This is a genomic window from Streptomyces kryoterrae (assembly GCF_054072135.1).
On record NZ_CM133358.1, the window covers coordinates 3,765,193 to 3,790,934 of the forward strand.

The 25,742-nt window shown below is 69.8% G+C and carries 26 protein-coding genes and 1 pseudogene; 15 read left to right on the forward strand and 12 right to left on the reverse strand.

Going from position 1 to position 25,742, the window contains the following annotated elements:
• Positions 1-31: 31 nt before the first annotated feature.
• The 4 genes from ACW4TU_RS15965 to ACW4TU_RS15980 all read right to left on the reverse strand — a co-directional run bounded on the left by ACW4TU_RS15965 (position 32) and on the right by ACW4TU_RS15980 (position 3,924).
• Positions 32-616, reverse strand: coding sequence for a hypothetical protein (locus ACW4TU_RS15965; RefSeq protein ID WP_457428486.1), 585 nt, complete (start codon positions 614-616; stop codon positions 32-34).
• A 75-nt stretch (positions 617-691) separates the two neighbouring features.
• The gene (locus tag ACW4TU_RS15970; RefSeq protein ID WP_457430135.1) at positions 692-1,228 is read right to left on the reverse strand and encodes a hypothetical protein; all 537 of its coding nucleotides are present in this window, start codon (positions 1,226-1,228) and stop codon (positions 692-694) included.
• A 94-nt stretch (positions 1,229-1,322) separates the two neighbouring features.
• Entirely contained in the window at positions 1,323-2,156 is an 834-nt protein-coding gene (locus tag ACW4TU_RS15975) for a DUF4328 domain-containing protein (RefSeq protein WP_457428487.1), read from the reverse strand.
• A 121-nt stretch (positions 2,157-2,277) separates the two neighbouring features.
• The gene (locus tag ACW4TU_RS15980) at positions 2,278-3,924 is read right to left on the reverse strand and encodes a beta-N-acetylhexosaminidase (RefSeq protein ID WP_457428488.1); all 1,647 of its coding nucleotides are present in this window, start codon (positions 3,922-3,924) and stop codon (positions 2,278-2,280) included.
• Between the two features lie 360 nt (positions 3,925-4,284).
• On the opposite strand from ACW4TU_RS15980, the gene ACW4TU_RS15985 reads away from it, so the two are divergent.
• From ACW4TU_RS15985 to ACW4TU_RS16010, 6 genes and pseudogenes are all read left to right on the forward strand, one after another.
• Positions 4,285-4,797, forward strand: a complete 513-nt coding sequence (locus ACW4TU_RS15985; protein WP_457428489.1) for a 2-oxo-4-hydroxy-4-carboxy-5-ureidoimidazoline decarboxylase — start codon at positions 4,285-4,287, stop codon at positions 4,795-4,797.
• Positions 4,798-5,042: 245 nt separating this feature from the next.
• The gene (sdhC, locus tag ACW4TU_RS15990) at positions 5,043-5,387 is read left to right on the forward strand and encodes a succinate dehydrogenase, cytochrome b556 subunit (protein ID WP_203689426.1); all 345 of its coding nucleotides are present in this window, start codon (positions 5,043-5,045) and stop codon (positions 5,385-5,387) included.
• A 5-nt stretch (positions 5,388-5,392) separates the two neighbouring features.
• Complete coding sequence (locus tag ACW4TU_RS15995; protein ID WP_164322300.1) at positions 5,393-5,884, forward strand: succinate dehydrogenase hydrophobic membrane anchor subunit; 492 nt, start codon at positions 5,393-5,395, stop codon at positions 5,882-5,884.
• Positions 5,885-5,915: 31 nt separating this feature from the next.
• Complete coding sequence (gene sdhA, locus ACW4TU_RS16000; protein WP_164408021.1) at positions 5,916-7,670, forward strand: succinate dehydrogenase flavoprotein subunit; 1,755 nt, start codon at positions 5,916-5,918, stop codon at positions 7,668-7,670.
• On the forward strand, positions 7,670-8,449 hold the full coding sequence (locus tag ACW4TU_RS16005; RefSeq protein WP_457428490.1) for a succinate dehydrogenase iron-sulfur subunit: 780 nt from the start codon (positions 7,670-7,672) through the stop codon (positions 8,447-8,449). The genes sdhA and ACW4TU_RS16005 overlap by 1 nt, the downstream gene beginning before the upstream one ends.
• Before the next feature lie 181 nt (positions 8,450-8,630).
• Positions 8,631-9,448, forward strand: a pseudogene (locus ACW4TU_RS16010) (hypothetical protein).
• Between the two features lie 55 nt (positions 9,449-9,503).
• On the opposite strand, the gene ACW4TU_RS16015 reads toward ACW4TU_RS16010, so the two are convergent.
• Positions 9,504-10,166, reverse strand: coding sequence for a maleylpyruvate isomerase N-terminal domain-containing protein (locus ACW4TU_RS16015; RefSeq protein WP_457428491.1), 663 nt, complete (start codon positions 10,164-10,166; stop codon positions 9,504-9,506).
• A 139-nt stretch (positions 10,167-10,305) separates the two neighbouring features.
• Here ACW4TU_RS16015 and ACW4TU_RS16020 point away from each other — a divergent pair, with 139 nt between their 5' ends.
• The 3 genes from ACW4TU_RS16020 (at position 10,306) to ACW4TU_RS16030 (ending at position 12,032) form a co-directional block, all read left to right on the forward strand.
• Positions 10,306-10,533, forward strand: a complete 228-nt coding sequence (locus ACW4TU_RS16020; protein ID WP_457428492.1) for a hypothetical protein — start codon at positions 10,306-10,308, stop codon at positions 10,531-10,533.
• A 350-nt stretch (positions 10,534-10,883) separates the two neighbouring features.
• Entirely contained in the window at positions 10,884-11,537 is a 654-nt protein-coding gene (locus tag ACW4TU_RS16025; RefSeq protein ID WP_457428493.1) for a M48 family metallopeptidase, read from the forward strand.
• An 87-nt stretch (positions 11,538-11,624) separates the two neighbouring features.
• On the forward strand, positions 11,625-12,032 hold the full coding sequence (locus tag ACW4TU_RS16030) for a VOC family protein (RefSeq protein WP_164323072.1): 408 nt from the start codon (positions 11,625-11,627) through the stop codon (positions 12,030-12,032).
• A gap of 10 nt (positions 12,033-12,042) precedes the next feature.
• On the opposite strand, the gene ACW4TU_RS16035 is transcribed toward ACW4TU_RS16030, so the two are convergent.
• Entirely contained in the window at positions 12,043-12,660 is a 618-nt protein-coding gene (locus ACW4TU_RS16035) for a Uma2 family endonuclease (protein ID WP_457428494.1), read from the reverse strand.
• 224 nt (positions 12,661-12,884) lie between these two features.
• Here ACW4TU_RS16035 and ACW4TU_RS16040 point away from each other — a divergent pair, with 224 nt between their 5' ends.
• Genes ACW4TU_RS16040 through ACW4TU_RS16050 form a run of 3 tightly spaced genes read left to right on the forward strand, consistent with a single transcriptional unit; the run spans position 12,885 to position 14,669 of the window.
• Positions 12,885-13,292: a hypothetical protein gene (locus ACW4TU_RS16040; protein ID WP_457428495.1), complete on the forward strand. Its 408-nt coding sequence runs from the start codon at positions 12,885-12,887 to the stop codon at positions 13,290-13,292.
• A 14-nt stretch (positions 13,293-13,306) separates the two neighbouring features.
• Complete coding sequence (locus tag ACW4TU_RS16045) at positions 13,307-13,849, forward strand: thiol-disulfide oxidoreductase DCC family protein (RefSeq protein ID WP_457430137.1); 543 nt, start codon at positions 13,307-13,309, stop codon at positions 13,847-13,849.
• A 10-nt stretch (positions 13,850-13,859) separates the two neighbouring features.
• Positions 13,860-14,669 (forward strand): TetR family transcriptional regulator, encoded by an 810-nt coding sequence (locus ACW4TU_RS16050; protein WP_457428496.1) that lies wholly within the window; start codon positions 13,860-13,862, stop codon positions 14,667-14,669.
• A gap of 13 nt (positions 14,670-14,682) precedes the next feature.
• On the opposite strand, the gene ACW4TU_RS16055 is transcribed toward ACW4TU_RS16050, so the two are convergent.
• Positions 14,683-17,115: an MMPL family transporter gene (locus ACW4TU_RS16055; protein WP_457430139.1), complete on the reverse strand. Its 2,433-nt coding sequence runs from the start codon at positions 17,113-17,115 to the stop codon at positions 14,683-14,685.
• A 177-nt stretch (positions 17,116-17,292) separates the two neighbouring features.
• Between ACW4TU_RS16055 and ACW4TU_RS16060 the strand changes: the two genes are divergently transcribed.
• Together ACW4TU_RS16060 and ACW4TU_RS16065 are read left to right on the forward strand one after the other, a co-directional pair.
• Positions 17,293-18,021, forward strand: coding sequence for a response regulator transcription factor (locus ACW4TU_RS16060; RefSeq protein WP_457428497.1), 729 nt, complete (start codon positions 17,293-17,295; stop codon positions 18,019-18,021).
• Positions 18,022-18,038: 17 nt separating this feature from the next.
• Positions 18,039-19,640: a sensor histidine kinase gene (locus tag ACW4TU_RS16065; protein ID WP_457430141.1), complete on the forward strand. Its 1,602-nt coding sequence runs from the start codon at positions 18,039-18,041 to the stop codon at positions 19,638-19,640.
• A gap of 94 nt (positions 19,641-19,734) precedes the next feature.
• On the opposite strand, the gene ACW4TU_RS16070 is transcribed toward ACW4TU_RS16065, so the two are convergent.
• The 5 genes from ACW4TU_RS16070 to ACW4TU_RS16090 all read right to left on the reverse strand — a co-directional run bounded on the left by ACW4TU_RS16070 (position 19,735) and on the right by ACW4TU_RS16090 (position 24,180).
• Complete coding sequence (locus ACW4TU_RS16070; RefSeq protein ID WP_457428498.1) at positions 19,735-20,136, reverse strand: ATP-binding protein; 402 nt, start codon at positions 20,134-20,136, stop codon at positions 19,735-19,737.
• A gap of 106 nt (positions 20,137-20,242) precedes the next feature.
• On the reverse strand, positions 20,243-21,799 hold the full coding sequence (locus ACW4TU_RS16075; protein ID WP_457428499.1) for an ABC transporter substrate-binding protein: 1,557 nt from the start codon (positions 21,797-21,799) through the stop codon (positions 20,243-20,245).
• Between the two features lie 148 nt (positions 21,800-21,947).
• Positions 21,948-22,535, reverse strand: coding sequence for a hypothetical protein (locus ACW4TU_RS16080; RefSeq protein ID WP_457428500.1), 588 nt, complete (start codon positions 22,533-22,535; stop codon positions 21,948-21,950).
• A gap of 114 nt (positions 22,536-22,649) precedes the next feature.
• On the reverse strand, positions 22,650-23,921 hold the full coding sequence (locus tag ACW4TU_RS16085) for a metallophosphoesterase (RefSeq protein WP_457428501.1): 1,272 nt from the start codon (positions 23,919-23,921) through the stop codon (positions 22,650-22,652).
• A gap of 16 nt (positions 23,922-23,937) precedes the next feature.
• On the reverse strand, positions 23,938-24,180 hold the full coding sequence (locus tag ACW4TU_RS16090) for an SCO4848 family membrane protein (protein WP_457428502.1): 243 nt from the start codon (positions 24,178-24,180) through the stop codon (positions 23,938-23,940).
• Between the two features lie 229 nt (positions 24,181-24,409).
• Here ACW4TU_RS16090 and ACW4TU_RS16095 point away from each other — a divergent pair, with 229 nt between their 5' ends.
• Positions 24,410-25,735 (forward strand): D-alanyl-D-alanine carboxypeptidase family protein, encoded by a 1,326-nt coding sequence (locus ACW4TU_RS16095; RefSeq protein ID WP_457428503.1) that lies wholly within the window; start codon positions 24,410-24,412, stop codon positions 25,733-25,735.
• The last annotated feature ends 7 nt before the right edge of the window (positions 25,736-25,742 follow it).

Genomic DNA, 25,742 nt, shown 5'->3' on the forward strand with positions numbered 1-25,742 from the left:
GAAAGCCACAAGGTCCACCCGGTCCCGGAGGTCAGGCCCGTCCGCGTGCCCGTCGCGACACCACCGCGCGCAGGACGCGCCGCCCTTCCGTCGACACCGCCAGCGCCTGCCGCAGGCCGCCAAAACCGTGCCCGGCGAGCAGTTCCAGGACGGTGATCTGGCGCCGCAGTTCGGCAGCCACGAGGGGTGAGATGCCCTCCGTACGGCCTTCACGGTGGGAGTCGACCGAGGACGGGCCGGTGGCGGAGGCGTCCAGGAGCCGGTGGATGCGGAGGGCGGCGACGGAGCAGTCGTCGGCCCATTCGCGCACGTCGGCGGCGGACCGGGTGGCGGGGGCGGCGGCGAGCATCCGCCGGGCGAGGAGGGTGGCCTCACCCTCGGCGGAGGCCGGAGGGGCGGCCGGGTGGTCGGCGTCCTCGGGGCCGAGCTTGATCCGGGCCTGTTCCAGACGGGTCGCCCATTCCTCCGCGTCGGTGCCGTCGGCGAGGCTGGTCCACAGGGGACGCAGGACCTCGTCATCACCGCCCAGGAGCGACACACACCGGTCCAAACAAGCCAGTCCGCTGACAGTCAGGCCCCGCTCGTCGGCGCCGGCGATCAGTTCCACCAGGCTCATGCACGCCTCCCTCCGAGGGCGCCATCCCTTACGGAGCCCGTACTATCCCTAGCTGCGTGCAAGGTACCCGGAGCGTCACAGGGGCAGAACACCAAGTCGGTCGAGGAACCGGAAGAACAGGTTTTCGGCCAACGGGTCGGGTTCCGAAGTCAGTACGTCGAGGAGCGGCGCGGCGTTCACGGTGTGGCCGGCCTCCGCGGCCCAGTCGACCGCGCGTTCGGCCGCGTCGCCGGGTTCCAGAAAGTAGTCGTCGAGCGTGAGCCCGGCGCCTTCCTCGCTCTCCGCGCCCCCTTCGCCCTGTCCGGCGCCCAGGTACCCGGCCATGGCGTCGCGCGCCAGACAGGTGGTCCACGCCCCGCTCGCGGGCGCCGCCGCCTCCAGCACCACACAGCGGCTGTCCATGACGTACCCGAAGAGCGCGGGCGCGCCGGTCTCCATGGCGAGCGCGTTCATGCTGCCGACGTCACCGTCGCCGCTCGGGTACTCCCACACCTGCCAGCCGTCGTCCCGCCTCTCACGCGAGGTCAGCCCGTCGCGCACCGCCCGCAGGGCGTCGGTCTCCGCGAGCGGCCGCTCGCTCCTGCCCACGATCAAGTAGCCCCAGTAACCCAATGCCATCCCCCTGGCGTTCCGGTTCTGCTCGCTGTGCCCGCGCCGAATACACCACAGACACGAGCGAGTTGGCCAGAGATCGGACAATCGGACGTCAGACGCCCACGGGGACGGGACCCCGCAGGGCCTTCTCCTGCTGCATCCGGGTCAGCCGGAGCACGACGAGGATCGCGAGCACGGCTGCCGCGATGTCGACGGCGTCGGAGACGAGCACCTGGACGACGCCACTGCGGATCTCGTCGGCCGTGTCGGCGCGGTCGAACGAACCGAAATCCTCCCGGCTGGTGAAGAGCGCGATGAGCCACAGCGTCCACCAGGCGTTGACGAGCCCGTGCGGCGCGCGGGTACCCGCTGGGCTGCTCGCGTCCCAGATGTCCAGCATGATCCGGCGCGGGAACCACAGACTGACGATCGGCACGAACCAGCACCAGCCCGTCCAGCCGCGCTTCATGGTGTGCCCGAACGGGTTGAACACCTCGGCGTTGACCCGCACGCGCAGGAACCAGACGAGGAAGAAGACGGCCGTCGCGAAGAAGGTCGCCGTCTGCGCGACTCCGGCGACGTAGTAGAGCGTGTCCGCCTGGTCGGCGCGGCGCATGAGGGCGTTGTAGCCGCCGTAGCCGAGGCCGTCGTCCGCGAGGGCGCCCATCACGTCGTGCATGTTGATGCCGGCGCAGACGGCGAAGAGGTCGACGGCGACGACCACGCCGAGCATGACGGCGACGGCCCTGCCGAGTCCGACCGGTGAACGCAGCCAGGCCGGTCCGTGCGGCTGGACGACGGGGCCGGTGGGTGCGGGCGGTGCCGAGAGCACGGGCCGGGACACGAACGCGCGCCCGGACGTGGGCTCGTCGGCGGCGTCGGCGCAGTCCCAGCACAGGCCCTCGGGGGTGGTGGCCGTGGACAGCTTGCAGTGCTTGCAGAACATGCGGATCCCCCGGGAACAAGAAGCCGGGCGCGGCCCCTCCCCAGGACCACGCCCGACACACGAATACGTGTGCTACTTGTGCGGAACCTATGGTTCGTCCGGCCCGTACGTCCAGCCGGTTTCAGCCCAGCCGGGCCGCCAGCTTCTTGAAGTCGGTCCAGGACAGGGGCGGCTGGGCCCGGGGATCCCACAGCTTCTGCACGGTCGCCCGCAGCGGCAGCCGTATCCCGGCGGCCACCTGCTTCTGGGTCTGCGATCCGGCGAGGTCGCACCAGACGGCGAAGACCCCGCCCCGGATCTGCCCGTCGTACGACGCGGAGACAGCCGTGCTGCCGCGCAGCACCCGTGGGGTCCACTGCTTGTAGATCCGCTCGCCCGTCGGATAGACGAAGGTGTTCGGCTGCCCGAGTACGTAGTAGAGGTACTCGTCGTTGTAGTTGACGACCTTGCGGCCCGCGCTCAGGTAGGCGGTCGGCTGCCGGGCGCCGATCTCCTTGCCGGTCCAGTAGGCGACCTGGAGGTTCTTGTCCGGCTGGACCGAGCTCGCCTTGTAGAAGCCGTCGTTCCAGGCGCGCAGGCTCGTCCGGCCGTGGGCGCGGACGGTGGCGGCGCGGTCGTTGAGCCAGCCTGTCGCGAGGTCGGAGACGCCTGCGCCCGCGCCGTACTTCTCGGTGGCCGCTGCGGCGAGCTGGGGGTAGGAGGCCGCCGGGTTGGACACGGCCAGGGCCCGGTACTCGTCGCCGCCCAGGTGCCAGGACGCGCCGGGGAAGAGGTCGGCGTACTCGCCCAGCAGGTCGTCGACGATTTTCGCGGCTCCGGGCTCGGAGATGTCGATCGCCCCGCGTGCCGCCGTGCCCTGCGCGTTCTTCAGCTGGAGGTCGGGGTGGGCGGCGAGGACCGCGCCCAGGTGGCCCGGGGAGTCGATCTCGGGCACGACGGTGATGTGACGGCTCGCGGCGAGGGCGAGGATGCGGCGGACCTCGGCCTTGGTGAGGTGGTCCCCGGAGACGACCTCCGGGTGGGTGTCGGAGGCGATCCGGAAGCCCTGGTCGTCGGAGAAGTGCAGGCCCAGCTCGTTGAACTTGAGGTCGCCCAGTTCACGGACGCGGTCCTCGATCCAGGCCGCCGTGAAGTGCTTGCGGGCGATGTCCAGCATCAGCCCGCGCTGCGCCTTGGCCGGCCGGTCGCGCACGACACCCTCGGAGGCGGTGCTCCCGCCGGCCACCTCCTGCTTGAGGGTGCGGGTGCCGTAGAAGACGCCGGCTTCGGCGGGGGCGGCCACGGTGACCCGGCCGCTCCTGACGGTGAGGGTGTAGGACTCGGGGCCCTTCGTCGCCTGCGCCGGGTCCAGCTTGAGCTGGACGTCCCCGGCACCGGGCGCGGCGGTTCCGCCGTACGTCATCCGCAGCTCACCGGCGAGCAGCTTCCCCTCGTCGGCGAGGCCGTCGGCGGTGACGACCACCCGGGACGCCGAGGCGGGGCGCCAGCCCGGACCCCGGGCGGGTACGTGCTCGCGTACGGCGGGGATGGTGCGGGGGGTCTTGGAGAGGGGGTAGACGCGGGCGGGAGACGGGGAGGGCGAGGCAGGCGCACGGGACGCGGTGGCCGCGGAGCTGTCCGCTCCGGCCGCGTCCGAGGAGCGCGCCGCGCCGGTCGACGCGATGCCGCTGCCGGTGTCGGTGTCGCTGCTGGTGTTGCCGACCGGCCAGAGGACGACGGTCACCCCCACCGCACCGGCCGCGACAAGAACACCGGCCCCGAGAAGCAACCCGGACCCCTGTCCGTACGTCTTCCTGCTCAGACCCCGTTTCCGCTCCGGAGCCCGTCGCCTCCGCCCGGTCACCGGGTCCCCCCTGCCAGAGCCTCACGTATCGCCCGCATGCCACGCACCTCCTGGATCGCCTCCACCTCTGAACCTACGGCCCCACCCCACGGGAATCGTCCACCGTACGGTCTGAAACTCTCCCGTTCGGGTGAAATTCAGACCTCCGTCGGACAGCTCCTGACCACTCTCGATAATGTGAGCGGCGCCTCTCCACTCTTCAGGCGCATCTCACCTTCCGACCCAGACCTCCGAGGACTCACGCTGTCCGCGCACCGTCTTCCCCAATTCTCCGGCCGGCTCGCCATGCCGGCACAGACGCGCGCCGAGTCCCCCTCTCCTACGCCGCGGAGCCTGGCAGGGTTCAACACCGAGCCCGCCGAGGACATCGAGCGCGCGCTCCTCACCTGCCTGCGCAGCCTCCGCTGGGCCCGCCGTCTCGCCGACCACCGCCCCTACCCTGACCTGGACTCCCTGCTCGCGGCAGCGGACGAGGCGGCGTACGACCTGACCCCGGGCGACCTCTGCGAGGCCCTGGCCGCGGAGGCGCTGCCCACCCTGCCGGACGGGGTGTACTCGGCGGCCCACACGGCCCTGGGGGCCGCGTACGCGGCGTACGAGGCCAGGTTCGGGCATGTCTTCGTCATCTGCCTGGACGGCACGCCTCCCACGGAGGTCCTGAACACGATCCTGGCCGCCATCCGGGCACGCTTGACGAACGATCCGGAGGAGGAGCGGGTGGTCGCGGCGGAGGAACTCCGCGGCCTGGCGAGGGAACGGCTGGAAAACGCCCTGCGGGGCGCGCCCGGTCACAGCTGACCGGCCGCCCGGCGGACAACCGCACGCCCTCCCCGGGCAGCCGCACCCAGTAGCCCGTACGAAGCCTGTTTGATCACATCGGTAGGCCCGCTGTAAGCGTTCCGACAACACGTCGCTACGATGGCCAGGGCCGGTGGACCGTACCCGGCCGGGCCCGTCCGACACCCGAAGCCGGCGCGGCTCCGATCCCCGCTCCCGGAGGGTTTTCCGTGCCGGCTGGAACGCTGTACCGCGGCCGGGAAGGAATGTGGTCCTGGGTGGCTCATCGAGTCACCGGCGTCCTCATCTTCTTCTTCCTGTTCGTACACGTCCTGGACACCGCTCTCGTCCGTGTCTCTCCCGAGGCCTACGACAAGGTTGTGGCCACGTACAAGACGCCGATCGTCGCCGTGCTGGAGTACGGCCTCGTCGCCGCCATCCTCTTCCACGCGCTGAACGGCCTGCGCGTCATCGCCGTCGACTTCTGGTCGAAGGGCCCGCGCTACCAGAAGCAGATGCTCTGGACCGTCGTCGGCCTGTGGGTCGTGCTGATGATCGGGGCGGTCTACCCCGTCCTCGGCCACGCCGCTCGTGAACTGTTCGGGAGCTGACGCACATGGCGACGACTGAATCCACCGCCTCGGGCATCGGCCCCGTCGAGGGCGCGGGCACGTTCGCGGGGTACGACGCCGACAACCCGGCTCCCCTGATCGAGGCCCCGCGCAAGCGCACGAAGAAGACCCCCAAGTCCACCCGGGGCAACTTCGAGATGTACGGCTGGCTGTTCATGCGGCTGTCCGGCATCGTCCTGGTCGTGCTGGTCCTGGGCCACCTCCTCATCCAGCTGGTGCTGGACGGCGGGGTCTCCAAGATCGGCTTCGCCTTCGTGGCCGGCCGCTGGGCCTCGCCGTTCTGGCAGGTCTGGGATCTGCTGATGCTGTGGCTGGCGATGCTGCACGGCGCCAACGGCCTGCGCACCGTCATCAACGACTACGCGGAACGCGCGAACACCCGACTGTGGCTCAAGGGCCTGCTCTACACCGCCACGGTGTTCACGATCCTGCTGGGCACGCTGGTGATCTTCACCTTCGACCCGAACATCCGCTAGGCCACGGTGCTGAGGGACTGAGGAAATCCTGATGAAGATCCACAAGTACGACACCGTCATCGTCGGCGCGGGCGGCGCCGGCATGCGCGCCGCGATCGAGTCGACGAAGCGCAGCCGTACCGCCGTACTGACGAAGCTCTACCCGACCAGGTCCCACACGGGCGCCGCGCAGGGCGGTATGGCCGCCGCGCTCGCCAACGTGGAGGAGGACAACTGGGAGTGGCACACCTTCGACACGATCAAGGGCGGTGACTACCTGGTCGACCAGGACGCCGCCGAGATCCTGGCGAAGGAGGCCATCGACTCGGTCCTCGACCTGGAGAAGATGGGCCTGCCGTTCAACCGCACGCCCGACGGCACGATCGACCAGCGCCGCTTCGGCGGCCACTCGCGCAACCACGGTGAGGCCCCGGTCCGCCGGTCCTGCTACGCGGCCGACCGCACCGGCCACATGATCCTCCAGACGCTGTACCAGAACTGCGTGAAGGAGGGCGTGGAGTTCTTCAACGAGTTCTACGTCCTCGACCAGCTGATCGTCGAGATCGACGGTGTGAAGCGGTCGGCCGGCGTCATCGCCTACGAACTCGCCACCGGTGAGATCCACGTCTTCCAGGCGAAGGCCGTGATCTACGCGTCCGGCGGCTGCGGCAAGTTCTTCAAGGTGACGTCGAACGCTCACACGCTGACGGGTGACGGCCAGGCGGCGGTCTACCGTCGCGGGCTGCCGCTGGAGGACATGGAGTTCTTCCAGTTCCACCCGACCGGCATCTGGCGCATGGGCATCCTGCTGACGGAAGGCGCCCGCGGTGAGGGCGGCATCCTCCGCAACAAGGACGGCGAGCGCTTCATGGAGAAGTACGCGCCGGTGATGAAGGACCTCGCCTCGCGTGACGTCGTCTCGCGCTCCATCTACACGGAGATCCGCGAGGGGCGTGGCTGCGGTCCAGAGGGCGACCACGTCTACCTCGACCTCACCCACCTCCCGCCGGAGCAGCTGGACGCCAAGCTGCCCGACATCACCGAGTTCGCGCGCACCTACCTGGGCATCGAGCCGTACACGGACCCGATCCCGATCCAGCCCACCGCGCACTACGCGATGGGCGGCATCCCGACGAACGTCGAGGGTGAGGTGCTCCGCGACAACACGACGGTGGTGCCCGGCCTGTACGCGGCCGGCGAGGTCGCGTGTGTGTCGGTGCACGGCGCCAACCGCCTCGGCACGAACAGCCTCCTGGACATCAACGTGTTCGGGAAGCGGGCCGGTATCGCGGCGGCGGAGTACAGCCAGAAGGCCGACTTCGTCGAACTCCCCGAGAACCCTGCCGAGTTGGTGATCTCCCAGGTGGAGCACCTGCGCGAGTCCACGGGCACGGAGCGGGTCGCCGCGCTGCGCCTGGAGCTCCAGGAGACCATGGACGCGAACGTCATGGTGTTCCGTACGGAGCAGACGATCAAGACGGCGGTGGAGAAGATCGCGGAGCTCCGCGAGCGCTACCGGAACGTCTCGATCCAGGACAAGGGCAAGCGGTTCAACACCGACCTCCTGGAGGCCATCGAGCTGGGCAACCTGCTCGACCTGGCCGAGGTCATGGCGGTCTCGGCGCTGGCCCGCAAGGAGTCGCGCGGCGGTCACTACCGCGAGGACTACCCGACCCGCGACGACGTCAACTTCATGCGCCACACCATGGCGTACCGCGAGGTGGGCGACGACGGCACCGAGTCCATCCGTCTCGACTACAAGCCGGTCGTCCAGACCCGCTACCAGCCGATGGAGCGTAAGTACTGATGGCAACCCCTGTTCTGGACAAGGCGGACGCGGCCGGCGAGCCCGAGCCCGGCTTCGCCGACTCCCCGTACATCACGGTCACCTTCCGCATCCGCCGCTTCAACCCGGAGCTGGCGGCCGAGGCGGTCTGGGAAGACTTCAAGCTGGAGATCGACCCGAAGGAGCGCGTCCTCGACGCCCTCCACAAGATCAAGTGGGACCAGGACGGTTCGCTGACGTTCCGTCGCTCCTGCGCGCACGGCATCTGCGGCTCGGACGCCATGCGGATCAACGGCAAGAACCGCCTTGCCTGCAAGACCCTGATCAAGGACATCAACCCCGCCAAGCCGATCACGGTCGAGCCCATCAAGGGCCTGACGGTCCTGAAGGACCTGATCGTCGACATGGACCCGTTCTTCCAGGCGTACCGCGACGTGATGCCCTTCCTCATCACGAAGGACACCAACGAGCCGACGCGCGAGCGTCTCCAGTCGGCGGAGGACCGGGAACGGTTCGACGACACGACGAAGTGCATCCTGTGCGCGGCGTGCACGTCGTCGTGCCCGGTCTTCTGGAACGACGGCCAGTACTTCGGCCCGGCCGCGATCGTGAACGCGCATCGGTTCATCTTCGACTCGCGTGACGAGGCGGGCGAGCAGCGGCTGGAGATCCTTAACGACCGGGACGGCGTCTGGCGCTGCCGGACCACGTTCAACTGCACGGACGCGTGCCCGCGTGGCATCGAGGTCACGAAGGCGATCCAGGAAGTGAAGAGGGCGCTGATCACTCGGCGGTTCTGATCACTCGGCGGTTCTGATCTCGCATCACGCTCCGGTGGCCGTGTTTCTGCATCGACAGAAGCACGGCCATCGGGCGTTTTACCGCCGGGCGTTTCGAGCTTGCGGTGATCGCGGCCACACACCCCTCGATACCCACCAGTACCACTAGGAACTTGGTCAACTCCCGTTACAGACTGGGCACATGACCATCCTGAGGAAATCGATCGCGGCACTGTCGGCCGCCGCAGCCACGGCGGCCACCCTGCTCGCGATACCCCCACCGCCTCGGCAACTCCCGTCCACGGCACGGCATATGGCCAACGGCCCCTCGTCCGGGAGAACTTCGACCACCTTCCGCTCGGCCCGGTCACGGCCGGCCGCGACTGGACGACGGACACGTCCAACGGCACGCTGACCGTCGCCCCGAGTTCGACCGGCAAGGGCCGCGAACTCCGCGTCCATACAGAGGGCAACGGGCGCGCGTTCGTCGTCTTCTCCAACCTCTCCAAACCCTCCAACCTCTCGGCGCCCGGTAACAGTTACTGGGCCCGGCTGCGCCTGCGCGTGGACGCCTTCCCCACGGCTCCCGACTGGGCCCACTGGACGATCGCGGAGGCCTCCGGCGCCGACTCCCCCACCCTCGTACGTCCGTTGGGCGGCCAGTACGCCCCCACGGACAAGGGCAACTTCTGGGGCGTCGGCTCCGACCTGGGACCGACGGGCGACTGGACGTCGTGGAAGACGTCGGCACCGGCGGTGGCGGGGAGTTGGAGTTGCGTGGAGTTCCATCTCGACGCGACCGACAACCGGGTCACGGTGTACTTCGACGGGGTCGAGCGGTCGGACCTGACGGTCTCCGCCCAGAGCCACGGCGGTGCGCAGGACTCGGACTTCGCCTTCCCGACGTTCGACAGGCTGAAGCTGGGGTGGCAGCTGTACCAGGCCGACCCGACTCCGTCGTCGTACGACGTGCGGATGGACGATGTGGTGGTGGGTTCGCGGCGCGTGGGCGGGTGTTGAGGACGCGCTGACCCGGTGAGGGGTGAGGCGGGCGGCGCCCGCCCTGCCTTACCCCTCAGCCGAGGATGAGGGGGAGCTTCGCGGCAAGACCGCCGAGCGCGGCCGTCTCCTCGTCCGTCGGCGTACGGCGTCCGGTGCCGATCAGGAGCGCGTGCTGGTCGGAGAAGCCGGCGGGGAACGGGGCCCCGGCGATCGCCTCCAGCGCCGCGCGTGCCGCCGCGAGGGTGTCGGCGGGCGGCGGCTGCGCGGGGTGGTGCGGCAGATGTGCGATCAGGTCCAGATGATGCAGGGTCCATTCGAGGACGTACGCGGAGAGGTAGTCCCCGACGGTCAGGACCTCGTCCTGGGTGCTGACCCGGACGGCGGGGTCGGCGAGTCGGGCGGCGCGGCCGGCGGCGGAACCGACGTCGTCGAGGTGGAACTTGAGCAGCGCGGGCGCGCCGTAGGCGGCGGCCAGCCGGGGGATCAGGGCGTCGAGCGGGTCGTCGCCGGTCGGAGGTTCGGTGAGGACGTCCCAGTAGGTGACCGCGTCGACGGTCGGCTCGGCTTCGGTGGGCGTGACGAGGGTGATCAGGACGTCCTGGGCATCGATGACCAGGTGACAGACGAGGTCGCGCACCAGCCAGCCGGTACAGCCGGAGGGGCGGTCGAAGTCGTCGTCGGGGAGCTCGGCGACGGCGGCAAGCAGGGCCGTCCAGGAACGCGAGAAGAGGTCCACGGTTCGGGACCGTAGTGGCGGGTGGGAGCGGTGGACAAGTGTATTCGGGCGGGTCGGCCCGCATACCTGCGCGGTTGGCTCGCGTTGTCCGAGTAGAGAACGACCGAGCGGTACCGCAGCAGCAGAAGGAGGCACGAGAGTGACCAGCTTCCACTCGTGGGCCGAAGTCAAGGAGGAGGTTTTCGACGCGGAGGAACTCGACGAGATCTCGGCGGGAGCCCTGCACATGGTGGCCGAGGCGCGCAGACTCCAACTCGCCGAATGCGCCGACAGCTTCAGCTCAGGCAGCCCAACTGACCGGCCGTGCTTCGCCCGTCACCGCTCCGAGTTCACAGGAACTGACATGATCGACCCCAACTTGTCATGAGCAGAGCGACCTCTGGGGAGAGGTCAGGGGGAGGTGCGCAACGATGCGGACCATCGGAGAAGGCGTGCTGGAGAGCACGTGTCCTCAGTGCGGTACGGAGATCCAGGCGGACAGTCGCTTCACGAAGTGGTGTCCGGCCTGCGACTGGAACGTGGATCCGGGTGGCCCTGAGAAGAAGAAGGGCAGGCTGGAGGCGCTGCGCCGCACGCTGGCGCAGCGGCGCGGGGAGAAGCTGCTGGACGCGATGACTTCTGACGCCGCTGAGGAACAGCGGGCTCGTCGTGATGTGTACGGCGCGCTGGCGTACGCGGTCGCGCTGTTTGATCCACGGCGTCACGGCTGTCCTCTTCGTGACCGGAGCCTGGTGCCTGGTGCAGGGCTGGGGCGGATTCTTCATGCTGCCCGGGGTGTTCCTGTTGTTGCTGGGCTTGGCCCTGCACCCCAGGTTGAACCGGCTCCCGAAGGAGGAGGACGACGGCGTCGTCCTGCGCCGCCCCGACGCGCCCGAACTGTTCGCGCTGATCGCCGAGGCGTCGGGTACGAGGGGTGTGGATGCCGTGGCGGTCAACGCCGAGACGAACGCGAGCGTCCAGACGTACGGCCTCCGTGGCCGCCTCCTCACCCTTGGCCTCCCCCTGTGGGAACCCCTCACCCCCGAGCACCGAATCGCCCTGCTGGGCCACGAGTTGGGCCACTACAGCAACGGCGACGCGCGGCGCGGCCTGGTGCTGGGGCCGGCGTACCGCTCGCTCGGCCTCTGGCTCTACTACCTCTCCCCCATCGCCAACCCGACGAACGCCGTCCATATGATCACCAACCTGGCGTACGTCGTGCCTCGACTGCTCGTCCAGGGCGTACTCACTGACGCGGCCGAGAACGACTACGGCAGCCACCGCATCCACGCCCCCGGCGAAATGGTCACCCTCCCCGACTCCATCGGCGCCAAGGTCACCCTCGACGTGGCTGCGATCCTCGACGCCGGCCAGCCGAACCGGACTCCCTGATCACCCGCGTCGCAACGCACGTCACAACGCCCGTCTGCCCGCCCCAGCCTCCATGGATTCCGCCGACCATCCCCTTATCCTGACGCCATGTCAGATGACGAGTCGTACGAACTGCTCGGTTTCGACAACGTGCTGCTGCCCGTCGGTGAGCTCGCCGAGGCGGTCGCCTTCTACGAGCGCGCCGGGTTCGGTGTCACCGCCCGGGTCGACGAGGCCGGGATCGCCGTGCTGAGGGTCGGGGCCGAGACCCCGGGGCTGTTGCTGCGGGTCGAGGAGGCGCTCGGGCACCGGGAGCCGCCGTGGGCCTCGCCCCGGATCTGGCTGGAGGTGCCGGACGCCAAGGCGGCGGCCCGCGCCCTGGCCACGGCCGGCATCACCCCGCTCGACGCCCCGATGTCCGTGGCCACGGGCTGGACCGTCGAGATCGCCGATCCCTGGGGCAACGTCATCGGCTTCACGGACTACACGAAGCGGCCGGAACTCGCGCGGTCGTGAACCCGGTCGATCATGAACCCGGGCGGCGATCGATCGCCGTGAGGTCGATGTCGATCTCGAAGGGCACGGCCAGTTTGAGGCGGTCGTGGAAGATGCCGGTGAGGGCGTAGGCCTTGGTGGCGGGGTCGAGTTCGTAGACGTAGACGACGGGGAGCCCCTTGTCGCCGTCCTGCTCGACCCGCCAGAAGTGTGCCACCCCGGCCGTCGCGTACTTGCGGGGCTTGACCTCGCGGTCGCGTTCGCGGGAGTCGGCCGAGACAACCTCAACGGCAAGGACGATGTCCTCCGGCTCATACCAGGTCTGGTTCGGACCAGTAACCGCCTCCGCCGGAAATACCACGATGTCCGGCTCCGGCCGATTCTTCTGGTCCAGCCTGACCGCCATTTCCCGGTCGACGTCCAGATGCGCCGGCGCCTGAGCCAGCAAGGCGTTGTCCAACAGCCGCATCGTGCGACTGTGAAACCGGGTCTGGGCACTCATGAAGACAAGACTCCCGTCGATCAACTCCGTGTGCGGCGGGAGGCCCGGAATCCGGTCGAGGTCGTCCGTGGTCCAGCCCTCGGCGGGCGGGATCGGCCAGCGGTACGCCGGCTCATCGTCGAGTCCATCCTCGGATACGGCGCTCATCAGTGCTCCCATGCGACGGAGTCTCGCCTGTCCGCTCAGCGTACCCAGCACAGACCGCCACGGCGCCACCTGAACGAGGCACCCACTCACGGAACATTTGTGCGACACGTTCGGATCGCGTCGAACATGACTTGAACGTGTTCAAAAACAGGTCTACAGTCATCCCCGTAAGCACTTTTGAACGCGTTCAAGTCGTTCAGGAGGCTCGGGGAGAAGGACGAGACATGGACCTCACAGTCGTCGCATACGTCATATACCTGCTGGTCAGCGTCGCGCTGACCGTCTGGGTCGCGCGGACCCTCAGCAGCAACGGGCGGGTTTTCCTCTCCGATGTGCTGCGGGGGAACGAGAAGCTCGCCGAGGCCGTCAACCATCTGCTCGTCGTCGGGTTCTACCTCGTCAACCTCGGGTTCGTCGCCCTCTATCTGAGCGGTGACGGGGACATCGCCAGTACCCGGGAGGTCTTCGAGGCGCTCTCCACCAAGCTCGGTGTCGTGCTGCTCGTGCTCGGGGTCATGCATCTCGCCAACGTGTTCGTCCTCAGCAAGATCCGCCGGCGGAGTGTCATGGAGCGGGAGCAGGTGCCGCCCGTCGCGCCGCAGGGCTGGGTCGCACCCGCGGCCGGGGCGTGACCGCGATGAGCCACATGGAAGCGGTGGGGTCGGGGGACCACACCACCGCCCGCGCGGACCGGGACGCCACGGGGGGCGTTCCGGTCCGCCGGCTCACCGTCCTGTACGACGCCGAGTGCGAGCTGTGCACCTTCGTGCGCGAATGGCTCGTACGGCAGCCTCAACTGGTGCCGCTGGCGATGGTTCCGGCGGGCTCGGAGCGGGCCCGGACACTGTTTCCGACCCTCGACCACTCCGCCACCCTCGACGACGTCACCGTCGTCGGGGACTCCGGGCAGGTCTATCGCGGCACCGGTGCCTGGGTCGTCGTGCTGTGGGCGTTGCGTGAGTACCGGCCGCTCGCCCATCGGTTCGCCACCCCGGCCGGGGCCCGGCTCGCCAAGGGGGCCGTTCTCGCCGCCGCCAAGTGGCGCGGGAGCCGGTGGGGTACGAACAGGAGTGGCCGCCCCGCGTACCGGCTGCCCGACGGGTGGTCGTACGATCCCCGCTTCGGGTGGGTCCACAACCCACCGGGCACCCCGCCCGGCTGTGACAGCGGCACCTGCTCCACTGGTTAGGCTCCTTTCCGTGTCAGCAGCGAAAGACAGCCCCGAGTCCCCTGAGTCCTCTGAGTCCTCTGAGTCGCCTGAATCCCCCGCGCCCTCCGCTCCTGCTCCCGCCAAGAGTGAGCAGACCCGTGCGCTGATCCTGGAGACGGCCATGCGGCTGTTCAAGGAGCGGGGGTACGACAAGACGACCATGCGGGCCATCGCTCAGGAGGCCGGGGTCTCCGTCGGCAACGCGTACTACTACTTCGCCGGCAAGGAGCACCTGATCCAGGGCTTCTACGACCAGCTCGCCCGCGAGTACCAGGTGGCCGCGCGGGAAGTCCTGGACCGGGAGACCGAGTTGGAGGCCCGGCTCGCCGGGGTGTACCGGGCCTGGCTCGATGTGTCCGCCTCCTACCACGAGTTCGCCGTGCAGTTCTTCAAGACCGCCGCCGACCCGAACAGCCCCCTCAGCCCCTTCTCCCCCGAGTCGGAGCACGCGCGCGCGCAGGCCATCGCCGTACACAGGGAGGTGCTCGCCGGGTCGAAGGCCAAGGTTCCGGAGGAACTCCGGGACGTGCTGCCCGAGTTGATGTGGCTGTCCCAGATGGGCATGGTCATGTACTGGATCTACGACCGTACGGAGGGCCGTGAGCGCACCTACCGGCTCGCCGGACGCGGCGCCCGCCTCACCGCCCGTGGTGTGTCGCTGGCCCGCTTCCGGGTGCTGCGCCCGCTCGTCCTAGAAGTCCACGACCTGTTCAGCGACTTCCTGCCGGGGATGACCAACGCCCTTCCCGAGGAACCCGCGAAGGGCGCGGATCCCGGGAAGGGCCAGCAGGCCAAGTAGGCGGCGGGGAGCGTCAGTTCACTGCGTCCGCTTCCTCCTCCGACGCCTCCGACGACTCTGTCAGCTCCACGTCGTACACCAGCGGGCCCTCCTCCACCGTGACCTGTCGTGCCCGGGAGCCGTACGAGACCGCCGTCGCCGCCAGCAGGTACGCGCCCGGGGCCGGGACGGAGAGGATGTACGAGCCGTCCGCCAGGGAGGTGACCCGGTCCAGTTGGCGCCCGCCCTTCGACCGGAGGGTCACCGTCGCGCCCTCCACCGGCGCGCCCTCAGTGTCACGTACGTAACCGTGGACGACCGACGCGCTGCCTGCCGGCCTCGCGGGTTCCGTTGCCTCCGACTCCTCCTTCGGTTCCACCGCCAGATGCGGCAGGCGCTTGTCCAGGCCGGCCGGGAGCCACCAGTTGGAGTTGCCGAGCAGGTGCATCGCGGCCGGCACCAGGGCCGTACGGAGGATGAACGCATCCAGCGCCACCGCCGCCGCGAGGCCGATGCCCGCCATCGCGCCCTCCAGGTCGCCGCTCAGGACGAAGGCCGAGAAGACGCAGATCATGATCAGGGCCGCGCAGTTGATGACCCTGCTGGTTTCCGCGAGGCCGACGCGGACCGCCCGCGCGTTGTCCTTCGTGTGGACCCATTCCTCGTGCATCCGGCTGACCAGGAACACCTGGTAGTCCATCGAGAGGCCGAAGAGGAGGGAGAGCATGATCACCGGGAGGAAGGCCGTGATCGGGCCCTCCTTGCCGATGCCGAGCTGCTCCGTGCCCCAGCCCCACTGGAAGATCGCGACCAGGACGCCGAAGGAGGCCGCCGCCGCGATCAGGTTCATCAGCGCGGCGGTCAGGGGGACGACCAGGGAGCGGAAGGCCACCATCAGGAGCAGGAAGCCCAGCGAGATGATCGCCGCGACGAAGTACGGCAGACGGTGGCCCGTCACCGCCGCGAAGTCCTTGAAGATCGCCGTCACCCCGCCGACGTGGGCCTCGGCCCCGGAGGCCGGGATGACCTCGTCGCGCAGACGGTCGATCAGCTGGTCCGTGGCCTTCGACTGGGGTGATGTCGTCGGGACCACCTGGATCACCGTGATGCCCTTAGACGGGGGCGCCGCCGCTGCCTGCGCCACGCCCTCCGTCGTACGGATCGTCGCGACCAGCGCGTTCGCGTCACCCTTGGCCACCACCACCTGGAGCGGACCGTTGAAGCCGGGGCCGAAGCCCTCCGCCAGCAGGTCGTACGCCTGTCGGGTGGTCGTCGACTCCTGGTGGTTGCCCTGGTCGGTCGCGCCGAGCCGGATGGACAGGACGGGGAGCGCGAGGACCAGCATCGCCAGCAGGGCCATCGCCGCGGTGGAGCGCGGGCGCCTCTCGACGTACGCCGACCAGCGCGCCGCCAGCCCGCTGGCCTCGGCCGACTCCGGTCCCGTCGCGGCCAGTCGGCGACGCTGCCTGCGGCTGAGGACGCGCATGCCGAGGAGGCCGAGGAGCGCCGGGAGGAGAGTCGTCGCGGCGAGGACGCTCAGGACGACCGTGAGCGAGGTCGCGACGACCACACCGTCCAGGAAGCGCATGTTCATCACGAGCATCCCGGCGAGGGCGATGCACACCGTGCCGCCCGCGAACAGTACGGCTCGGCCCGAGGTGTTGAGCGCCGTCACCGCCGCGTCCTCGGGCTTCATGCCGCGCAGGATGCCCCGGCGGTGCCGGGTGACGATGAACAGCGCGTAGTCGATGCCGACGCCCAGGCCGATCAACGAGCCGAGCAGCGGGGCGACTTCGGGGACGTCGGTGACATGGCTGAGCAGGGAGGTGGCCATCAGGCCGGTGCCGAGGGCCGCGATCGCCACGACCAGCGGCAGCAGCATCGCGAAGAGGGAGCCGAAGGCGAGGAACAGGACGACCGCCGCGGCCAGGATGCCCACAGTCTCGGCGATGCCGGCGGGCGCTTCCTCAGTCCTGGCGATCGCCTGGCCGCCCAACTCCACCTGAAGTCCGTCGCGTTCGGCGGCCTGGGCGGTCTCGACGACGTCCTCGACCGTCGCCTTGGGCACCCCGTTCGCCTGCTCGGTGAAGGTGATCTGCGCGTAGGCGATCCGCCCGTTCTCGCTGATCTGGGCGGCGCCAGCGCCGTCGGCGGCGTATGGGCTGGTGACCTCGCCGACCCCCGCCATCTTCGCTATCTCCGCCAGCTCCGGCTCGATCCGGGACCGTACCGACTCGTCGCGTACCGTGCCGTCGTCGACCTTCCACACGACCGTGTCCGTGTCACCCGAGGACTGCGGGAAGGCCTTCTCCATCAGGTCGTACGCACGCGTGGAGTCCGTGTTGGGGAGGGAGAAGGTGTTCGCGTAGTCCGTGCCCGCGGCGGAGCCCGCGAAGCCCAGTCCGAACACGGCCCCCACCCATATCAACAGGACCACCAGCCGGTGCCGATAGCACCACCGCGCCAATGCCGCCACGCTCAACACCCCTTGTTCATCGGTTGGTTGGTTCGGTCGGTCCCCCAGGTCCCGGGCAACAGGATTGGTGGTGACGCGCGGGCGTGGACACCGGGCGGCCATGACTCTCAAGGAACTCCAAAGCGCGAAGGGGGCCCGGCTGTCGGTGGCCGCGCCGATAATGGGGGCATGACGGTTCCGGGCGCAGGGACGGGCACTGCCACAGGTACGGCTACGGGCACAGGCACCGTGCTGGTGGTGGAGGACGAACCGAGCATCGCGGACGTCCTCGCCATCGCCCTGCGCTACCACCGCTTCGAGGTGATGGTCGCGGGCACCGTCCGCGAGGCGCTCACGCTCGCCGGGCGCACCCGCCCGGACGTCGCGCTGCTCGACATCATGCTCCCGGACGGCGACGGCCGGGCCCTCGGGCGTGAACTGCGCGCCCGCAGGCCCGAGTTGGCTCTCGTCTTCCTGACCGCGCGGGACGCGCCCGGGGAGATCGTCGGCGCCCTCGGGTTCGGCGACGACTACATCACCAAGCCGTTCAACATCGACGAGGTGGTCGCACGGATCACCGCCGTACTGCGGCGGACCCGGCCCGTCGACGTGCTGCCCCAGCGGCCTCCCCTGCGCTACGGCGACCTGGAGCTGGACGAGTCGACGTACAGCGTGCACCGCGCGGGCGGCACCGTCGAGCTGACCCCCACGGAGTACGCGCTGCTGCGGTTCCTGGTGCGCAACGGCGGCCGGATCGTGCCCAAGGAGCAACTCCTGCGGCACGTCTGGCAGTACGAGCACACGCCGCCCGAATCGACCGTCGTCGAGACGTACATCAGCTATCTGCGGCGCAAGCTCGACGCACTCGGACCGCCCGTGATCACCACCCGGCGCGGTGTCGGATACGGGCTGGCATGAGTCTCCTCGCGATCGGCATGGGGTGGGGGCGTGCCTTCGGGGCGGGATGGGACCGCACCTTCCGCTGCAAGCGCGGCATCCACTCCCTGCGCGTCAAGCTGACGCTGGCCAACGTGGTGCTGCTCGCCCTCGGCATCGTCGTGGCGACCGCGGTGAGCGTGATGGGTATGCGGCTGTATCTGCTGGACAGCGTCGACACCCAGTTGATGAGCACCCGGGACTCGATCGGCGGCTCCCGGGTCACGCTGAAGCAGATCGACTCGCTGACCGCGTTCGCCGCCCTGACGGACAGGTACCGGCACGCCGCCGGTGAGGACAGCGGCGGCGGCAGCGGCAGCGACGGTTCAGCGGGGTCCGGCTCCTCCGACTCCGACTCCGGCTCCACGCCCGGCGGTTCGACGACCACCGGTTCAAGGACGTCCGGCTTCACGAACGCCGACTCCCTCGTGTCCGACGGCATCTTCGTGGTCGTCGGCGAGAAGGGGCGGGCCATGCCCGTCGCCGGGTTCGAGGCCACCGCCGACCAGCGCGCCCTCGCCGCCGCCGTCTCCGACCCGGCCGGCCTCGCCCGCGACGACGAACCCCACGACATCCGGGTACGGGACGCCCCCTACCGGGTCACCGCCGCCCATCTCGCCGACGGCAAGACCGTGCTCCTGGCCACCTCGACGGACGCCCTGCACGACGTCCTCGGCAAGGCCCTGAAGCTCGACCTCGCCGTCGGGACGCTCCTGCTGGCGCTGCTCGCCGTGCTCACGATGTTCAGCGTGAGCCGCCGTATGGCCCCCCTGGAGGACATGGTCGAGACGTCGACGGCCATCGCCGAGGGTGACCTCACCCGGCGTGTCCCCTCCAGCCGCGACGCCACCCTCGAGGTCGAACAGCTGCGGGTCGCCCTCAACACCATGCTCCACCAGGTCGAGTCGGCGCACCGCACCCGCGAGCGCAGCGCGGCCCAGCTGCGCCGCTTCGTCGCCGACGCCTCGCACGAACTGCGCACCCCGCTGTCCGCGATCCGCGGCTACCTCCAGCTCTACGACAAGGGCATGCTGACCGACCCGCGGGAACGCCGGCGCGCCTGGGACCGGATGAACGGCGAGGCGGACCGTATGGGGCGCCTGGTGGACGAGCTGCTGACGCTGGCCCGTCTCGACCAGCAGCCCGAACTTCGGCTGAGGAACGTCGACTTGAGCCGCCTGGTGCGGGACGCGGCGGAGGATCTGCGGGTCCAGGAACCGGACCGGCCGATCAGTGTCGCCGCCGACGGGGCGATCCTGGTGCGGGCCGACGAGTCGGGGCTCAGACAGGTGCTGGGCAACCTGGTGGGCAACGTCCGTACGCATACGTCCGCCGATGTGCCGGTGCGGCTGGGCGTGGAGCGGGTGGACGGTGTCGTACGGCTGTGTGTCGCGGACCGGGGTCCCGGGCTGGCGCGGGAGGACGCGGCGCGGATGTTCGACCGGTTCTTCCGTGCGGGGGGTGGGGCGGGGAGCGGGCTGGGGCTGGCGATCGTGCAGGGGGTCGTGCTGGCGCACGGCGGGGAGGTGAGTGTGCGGACCTCGCGGGGCGAGGGGGTGGCGGTGACGGTCACCTTGCCCGAGCGGGTCGTCTGTCCGTGAACGGGCGTTTCTGAAGTGCGTCTGCCTGTCGGCCGGTTGTTGTGGCGGGTGGCGCCCGCACGGTGGAGCCGCAGAACGACACCACCCCGCGCCCCTATCCCGGGGCCGCTACCAGCGCCCATACGGTTTTGCCGTGCCGTCCCCTGCTCCACACCCCCCACGCCTGAGCGATGTCCTCAACCAGGTGGAGGCCGCGGCCGTGTTCCGCCCAGTCCGTCACCGGGCGGAGGCGGGGTTCTGTCGTGCCCTCGTCGGAGACCTCGATGAGGCAGGAGCCGTCGGCGAGCGCGGTGACGGCGACCTCGAACTCCGGCTCCAGGAGGGGGCCGTGGCGTACGACGTTGGTCGCCAGCTCGGAGACGAGCAGGACGGCGTCCGCGAGCGCCGGGCCGTCGGAGCTGTGTCCCCAGTCGGCCAGATGGTCTCGCACCCGGCGCCGGGCGAGTTCGACGGACGCCGGGTGCCGGGGCAGCCGGAAGGAGTCGCGTCTCAACACGTCAGCTCCTCCCCCGGCCCACACCATCAGCACATCTGATGCCGCGCCGGGTACCCACCCTGCGTCACCTAGTCCACGTCGGCCGGTCCGCGTCAGGCGATCCGCGTCAGATCCAGTCGAGGGTCCAGAGCCGGAAGACCCCGGTGCCGTCCGAGAGGTACTGGCCGCCGCCGACGTCCACACTGCTGACGACGTACTCCTTGCGCTGCCACAGCGGGACGACGGGCACGTCCTGGGCGATCAGTTGCTGGAGTGCGCGGAAGTCCTGGGCGGCGCGGGCGCGGTCGGCGTACTGGCGGCTGTCCAGGATCAGCCGGTCCACCTTCTTGCTGCTGTACTCGTTCTTCATGCTGTTCCCGGTGCCGACGAGCGGACCGGTGAACGTGTCCGGGTCGGGGAAGTCGGCGACCCAGCCGACGGCGTAGGCGTCCAGTTTCCCTGCCGCGTACCGCTTCTGGTAGTCGGTCCACTCGTAGCCCTTGACGGTGACCTTGAACAGGCCGCCCGTCTCCAGCTGCCGCTTGAGCAGGGACGCCTCCTCGGCGGCGGCGCCGCGCCCCTTGGCGTAGCCGTAGGTGAAGCGGACGGGGAGTTCCACACCGGCCTCGGTGAGCAGGGCGCGGGCCTGCGTGACGCTGGGCTTGGGGTACTCGTCGAAGAACGAGGTGGTGTGGCCGGTGAGGCCTGCCGGGATCAGTGAGTAGAGGGGCTCGGCCGTCCCCTTGTACACCGTGCCGGCGAGTTCCTCCCGGTTGACCAGCCAGGCCAGGGCGCGGCGGACGAGCGGGTCGTGGAGGGGGGAGCCGGCGCGGACGTTGAGGACGAGGTTGCGGGTCTCGGCGCTGTCGGCTTCGATGACCTGCTGGCCGGGGTCGCTGGGCGAGAGGCCGGCGAGGACCGCGGGCGGCAGCTGACGGGTGGCGACGTCGACCTTCTTGGCCTTCCAGGCCTTGTCGAGGGCCGGCGGATCGGCGTAGTAGCGCAGGCGGATGGGGCGGCCGGTGCTCTTCACGGCGCCCTTGTAGTGCTCGTTGGGTTCGAGGAGCGCCTGCTTCTCCTTCGTATACGTCTTCAGGACGTACGGTCCGGTGCCGTCGGCGCCGGTGTCGGTGCGCAGGGCGTCCTTCGGATAGCTCTCGCGGTCGACGATCGCACCGGCTCCGGTGGCCACCTTGAACGGGAACGTGGCGTCGGGCGAGTTGAGGTGGAAGGTGACGGTCAGGTCCTTGGCGTCGACCGAGGCGAGGGTGCCGAGCAGGGACGCGGGGCCGACGTCGGAGTTGATGCGCTTGACGCGCTCGAAGGAGAACTTCACGTCCTCGGCGGTCATCTTCCGGCCGCTCGGAAAGTCGAGGTCGTCGCGCAGGACACAGACGTAGGTGCGCAGGCCGGAGCCCTTGAAGCCACAGCTCTTCGCCGCGTCCGGGACGGGGGCCGTGCCGTCCGGCCGGTAGGTCAGCAGTGACTGGAAGACGTTGCTGAACAGGGCCCAGGAGCCGGCGTCGTAGGCGCCGGCCGGGTCGAGGGCGGTCACGGCGTCGGTGGTGCCGACGGTGATCGTCCTGCTGTGGTCGGCCCCCGTCGGCATGAGCTGCCAGCCGACCGCCCCCGCGGCCGACACAATGAGCAGCGCCGCGAGAATCCGCATGCGTACCGAGCGCATCGGTGTGCCCTCCCCAGGCCCCCTGCACAGGTGACTCCCCTGTGGCGTTGATCACCTAAGCACACGTGTTTAACGTCGGGGAAGAGGCTTCTCAGGAGATGGGAAAGACGTTACTGACGACCTGTTACCGGCGGGTTTCAGGCCTCGGTCAGCGCTCGGTCAGAGCCGCCCGCACATGGCGTTCCAGGGCGCCCGCAATCGCCCAACTCGCCCCGCCGTCAAGGCGTTTCCAGCTGGTCGTGGGGCGGCAGGTGATGACCGCCGCAGCCCTGCCCTCGGTGACGGCGATCTCGATGGACACCTGGACCTGGGGCCCGTGCCGCGTCCCGCAGATCAGGGAGACCTTTCCGTGGCCCAGCTCCAGCACCTCGGCGACCACCGGGGTCTGCGCCTTCTTGATGGTGTGCAGGACGCTGTCGGCCAGCGTGAACGCGGTGGCGCCCGGGGTGTCGGCCGTGACGCGGCGGACGGCGGGCAGACGCGCCGCGGCCGGCTCCAGCGGCAGCCCGTAGTGGGAGGCCGTGCGGGCGGCGGTGACCGTGTCCGGCGCGGGTACGACCAGCAGGAAGGCGACTCCGCAGATCAGCCCGGCGAGCGCGCTCTGTCCGAGCGCCGACACGACGGGCGCCCCGTCGCCCACGAGCAGCGCCGCGAGCATGGCACCGCCGACCACAAGGGCGATCAACCCGGCGGCGGGCGCGACGCGGCGGACCACCGCCGACCAGTACGTGATCATCGACTGCGCCTTCGTACTTCCCGGAGGCGGGCCGGCCTGTTGAACCGACCAGTGATCCAATGATCCAACCAGTGGCCGTCAAGCCCGAGTTCACCGGACCGGGGGTTGTTGTGATCAGGCCTGTCGGGACGCCAGTTCCACCACGGTGATGTCCGACGGCGCGCCCACCCGCGTGGGCGGGCCCCACGCGCCGGCGCCCCGGGAGACGTACAACTGGGTGTCCCCGTACCGTTCCAGGCCCGCGAGGGTGGGGTTGGCCAGGTCGGCGAAGAAGTTGCCGGGCCACAGCTGGCCGCCGTGGGTGTGGCCGGAGAGCTGGAGGTCGACGCCGTGCTCGACGGCGTCATGGATCTGCACCGGCTGGTGGGCCAGCAGCACACTCGCCCGTGAGGTGTCCCGGTCGCCGAGCGCCTTGGTGAAGTCGGGGCCCTGGCCCTCGCTCTCACCGGCGATGTCGTTGACACCGGCGAGGTCGAAGGCGGGCAGTTCGACGCGCGCGTTCTCCAGCGGGCGCAGACCGAGCCGCCGTACCTCCTCGACCCACTGTTCGGCGCCGGAGAAGTACTCGTGGTTCCCGGTCACGAAGAACGCCCCGTGCCGCGCCCGGAGTTGGGCGAGAGGGGCGGCTGCCGGACCGAGGTCCTTGACGCTGCCGTCGACCAGGTCGCCGACGACCGCGATCAGATCGGGCTGGGTGGAGTTGATCGTGTCGACGACCTGCTGCGCGAAACCCCGGCCGAGGACGGGCCCGAGGTGGATGTCGCTGACGACGGCGATCCTGAACCCGTGGGCGCCGCGCGGGAGTTTGGCCAGCGGCACGGTGACCCGCTTCACGCGGGGGCCGCGCAGTACGCCGTATGTGCCGTATCCGACGGTCCCGGCGGCGGTCGCGGCCGCGGCGCCCGCCACGACACGGGAGACGAAGAGGCGCCGGGAGGGGGCGGCGAGGAGACGGGGGGAATCCGGGATGCCGGGGGTCCCCGGGGCGGCTTCCGGGGTCTCGGGGGTCCCCGCCGGTACGGTCTCCGCCTTCCGGAGCGGTACGGGCGGCGATACGGGTGCCTCGACCGGCCGTCGCCGCTCCAGGAACCGTCGCAGCAGTGACCGTACGAGCTCGCCCGCGATCAGGGCCAGGCCCAGGTAGATGAACAGGGCCAGCCACAGGAAGCCCGGCCAGGCCAGTGTGCGCTGGAGCCAGAAGGGCGCGCCGCCGCGCTCGGCGGCCAGGGCCGCGACCATCATGACGGGCAGGGCGACGAACACCACCGTCCCGACACGGCGGGCGAGGCCGGGGCCGGCGGTCGTGTCGCGCACCAGGCGGCGCCAGACGTACCAGTGCAGCCCCACCAGAGCGGCGACGGCGACGAGCAGGAAAACGATGACCATGCGGGTGTGTCCCCCGTTATGAGGTCTGGCGCAATGCGCGCAGTCCGCGCAACCCGATGCCCCCGACGATCGTCCCCAATACGAAGGAGACGACCGCCAGCACCAGATGCACCCAGAAGTACGCCGTCGGAGTGCCCGCGTCGTTGAACGCGAGGCCGCTGCTGTCCTTGACCAGATTCTTGATGAAAGTGACCCAGATGACCCAGCTCCACACCCCGAAGGCGAGCAGGAACCAGGAGACGGGGCGGCTGAGTTTCACAAAAACGGGCCTTTCATCACTTCACCGGGCAACTCGATCCGGCCCAGTCGGCCGGGGGTCCGGGGGTTGTCCCCCGGATGAGCACAGCATGAGTCCAGTATCGCCGTCCGGTACTGGGCCCGGTGGCCGGGGTGGGGAAGGCGGTGCGCGGGTTCGACCCGGGGCCGGTTGGCGGGTTCGGCCCGGGGGCGGTGCGACTTCACGGGCCGGTACATGTACGTTCTCCGACGTGCCCGCCTCGAAAAAGACCGCCAAGCGAGCCTTGCTGGTCACCTCCGCCACCTTGTTGTCCGCCGCGCTGACCGCGCCCGTACCGGCGTTCGCGGCCCCCAAGCCGACGCCGAGCGCCTCGCCGTCGGTGACTCCCCCGGCGAAGATGTCGGCCGTGGGCGGGGAGCGGCTCGGGCAGGCCGGGACGCAGGTGAACCTCTCCGACGGGGTGCCGGTGATCCCCAAGGACCTCACCGCCCGCTCGTGGATCGTCTCGGACGCCGAGTCCGGCGATGTGCTCGCCGCCCACAACGCGCACTGGCGGCTGCCCCCGGCGAGCACCCTGAAGATGCTGTTCGCCGACACCGTGCTGCCCAAGTTCCCGAGGACGCTGAAGCACAAGGTCACGACCGCCGAGCTGACGGACGTCGGCGCCGGTTCCAGCATGGTCGGCATAAAGGAGAAGGAGACGTACACGGTCCACGACCTGTGGCTCGGCGTCTTCCTGCGCTCCGGCAACGACGCCGTGCACGTGCTCTCCCACATGAACGGTGGCGTCAAAGCCACGGTCAAGGAGATGAACGAGCACGCGGAGGAGCTCCAGGCCCTCGACACGAACGTGGTGAGCCCCGACGGCTACGACGAGCCGGGACAGGTGTCGTCGGCGTACGACCTGACGCTGTTCGCCCGTTCGGGGCTGCAGAAGAAGGACTTCCGCGAGTACTGCTCGACCGTTTCGGCCAAGTTCCCCGGCGAGACGAAGAAGAACAAGAAGGGCAAGCTGGTCCGCGACTCCTTCGCGATCGAGAACACCAACCGGCTGCTCGTCGGCGCCTCGGACGTCTCCGTGTACCAGGGCATCGCGGGCGTGAAGAACGGCAACACCACCAACGCGGGCGCGACCTTCACGGGGGTCGCCGAGCGGGGTGGCAAGGTGCTGCTGGTCACGGTCATGAACCCGGAGAAGAACGAGCACAACGAGGTCTACAAGGAGACCGCCCGGCTGCTCGACTGGGGCTTCAGGGCCGCCGGGAAGGTGCAGCCGGTGGGTGAACTGGTCGCGCCCAAGGGGGCGGAGGGTTCCGGTGACCAGCCTGGCTCGACCGGCGGCGCGGACGCCGGTTCCGACTCCGGAGAGGCGGGGGGCGAGTCGGGCGACGGGTCCGGCAAGGGCGACTCCTCCGCGGCCCCGGTCACGAAGGCGTCCTCCGGGTCGGGGTCGGACGGGAGCGGGATGGGCGTCGCGTTCGGGATCGCCGGTGGTGTGGTGATGGTGCTGGCGGGGGGCGCGTTTCTGATCAACCGGCGGTGGCCGCTGCCGGAGCTGGTGCGGCGTCGGCGGTGAGGTGGGG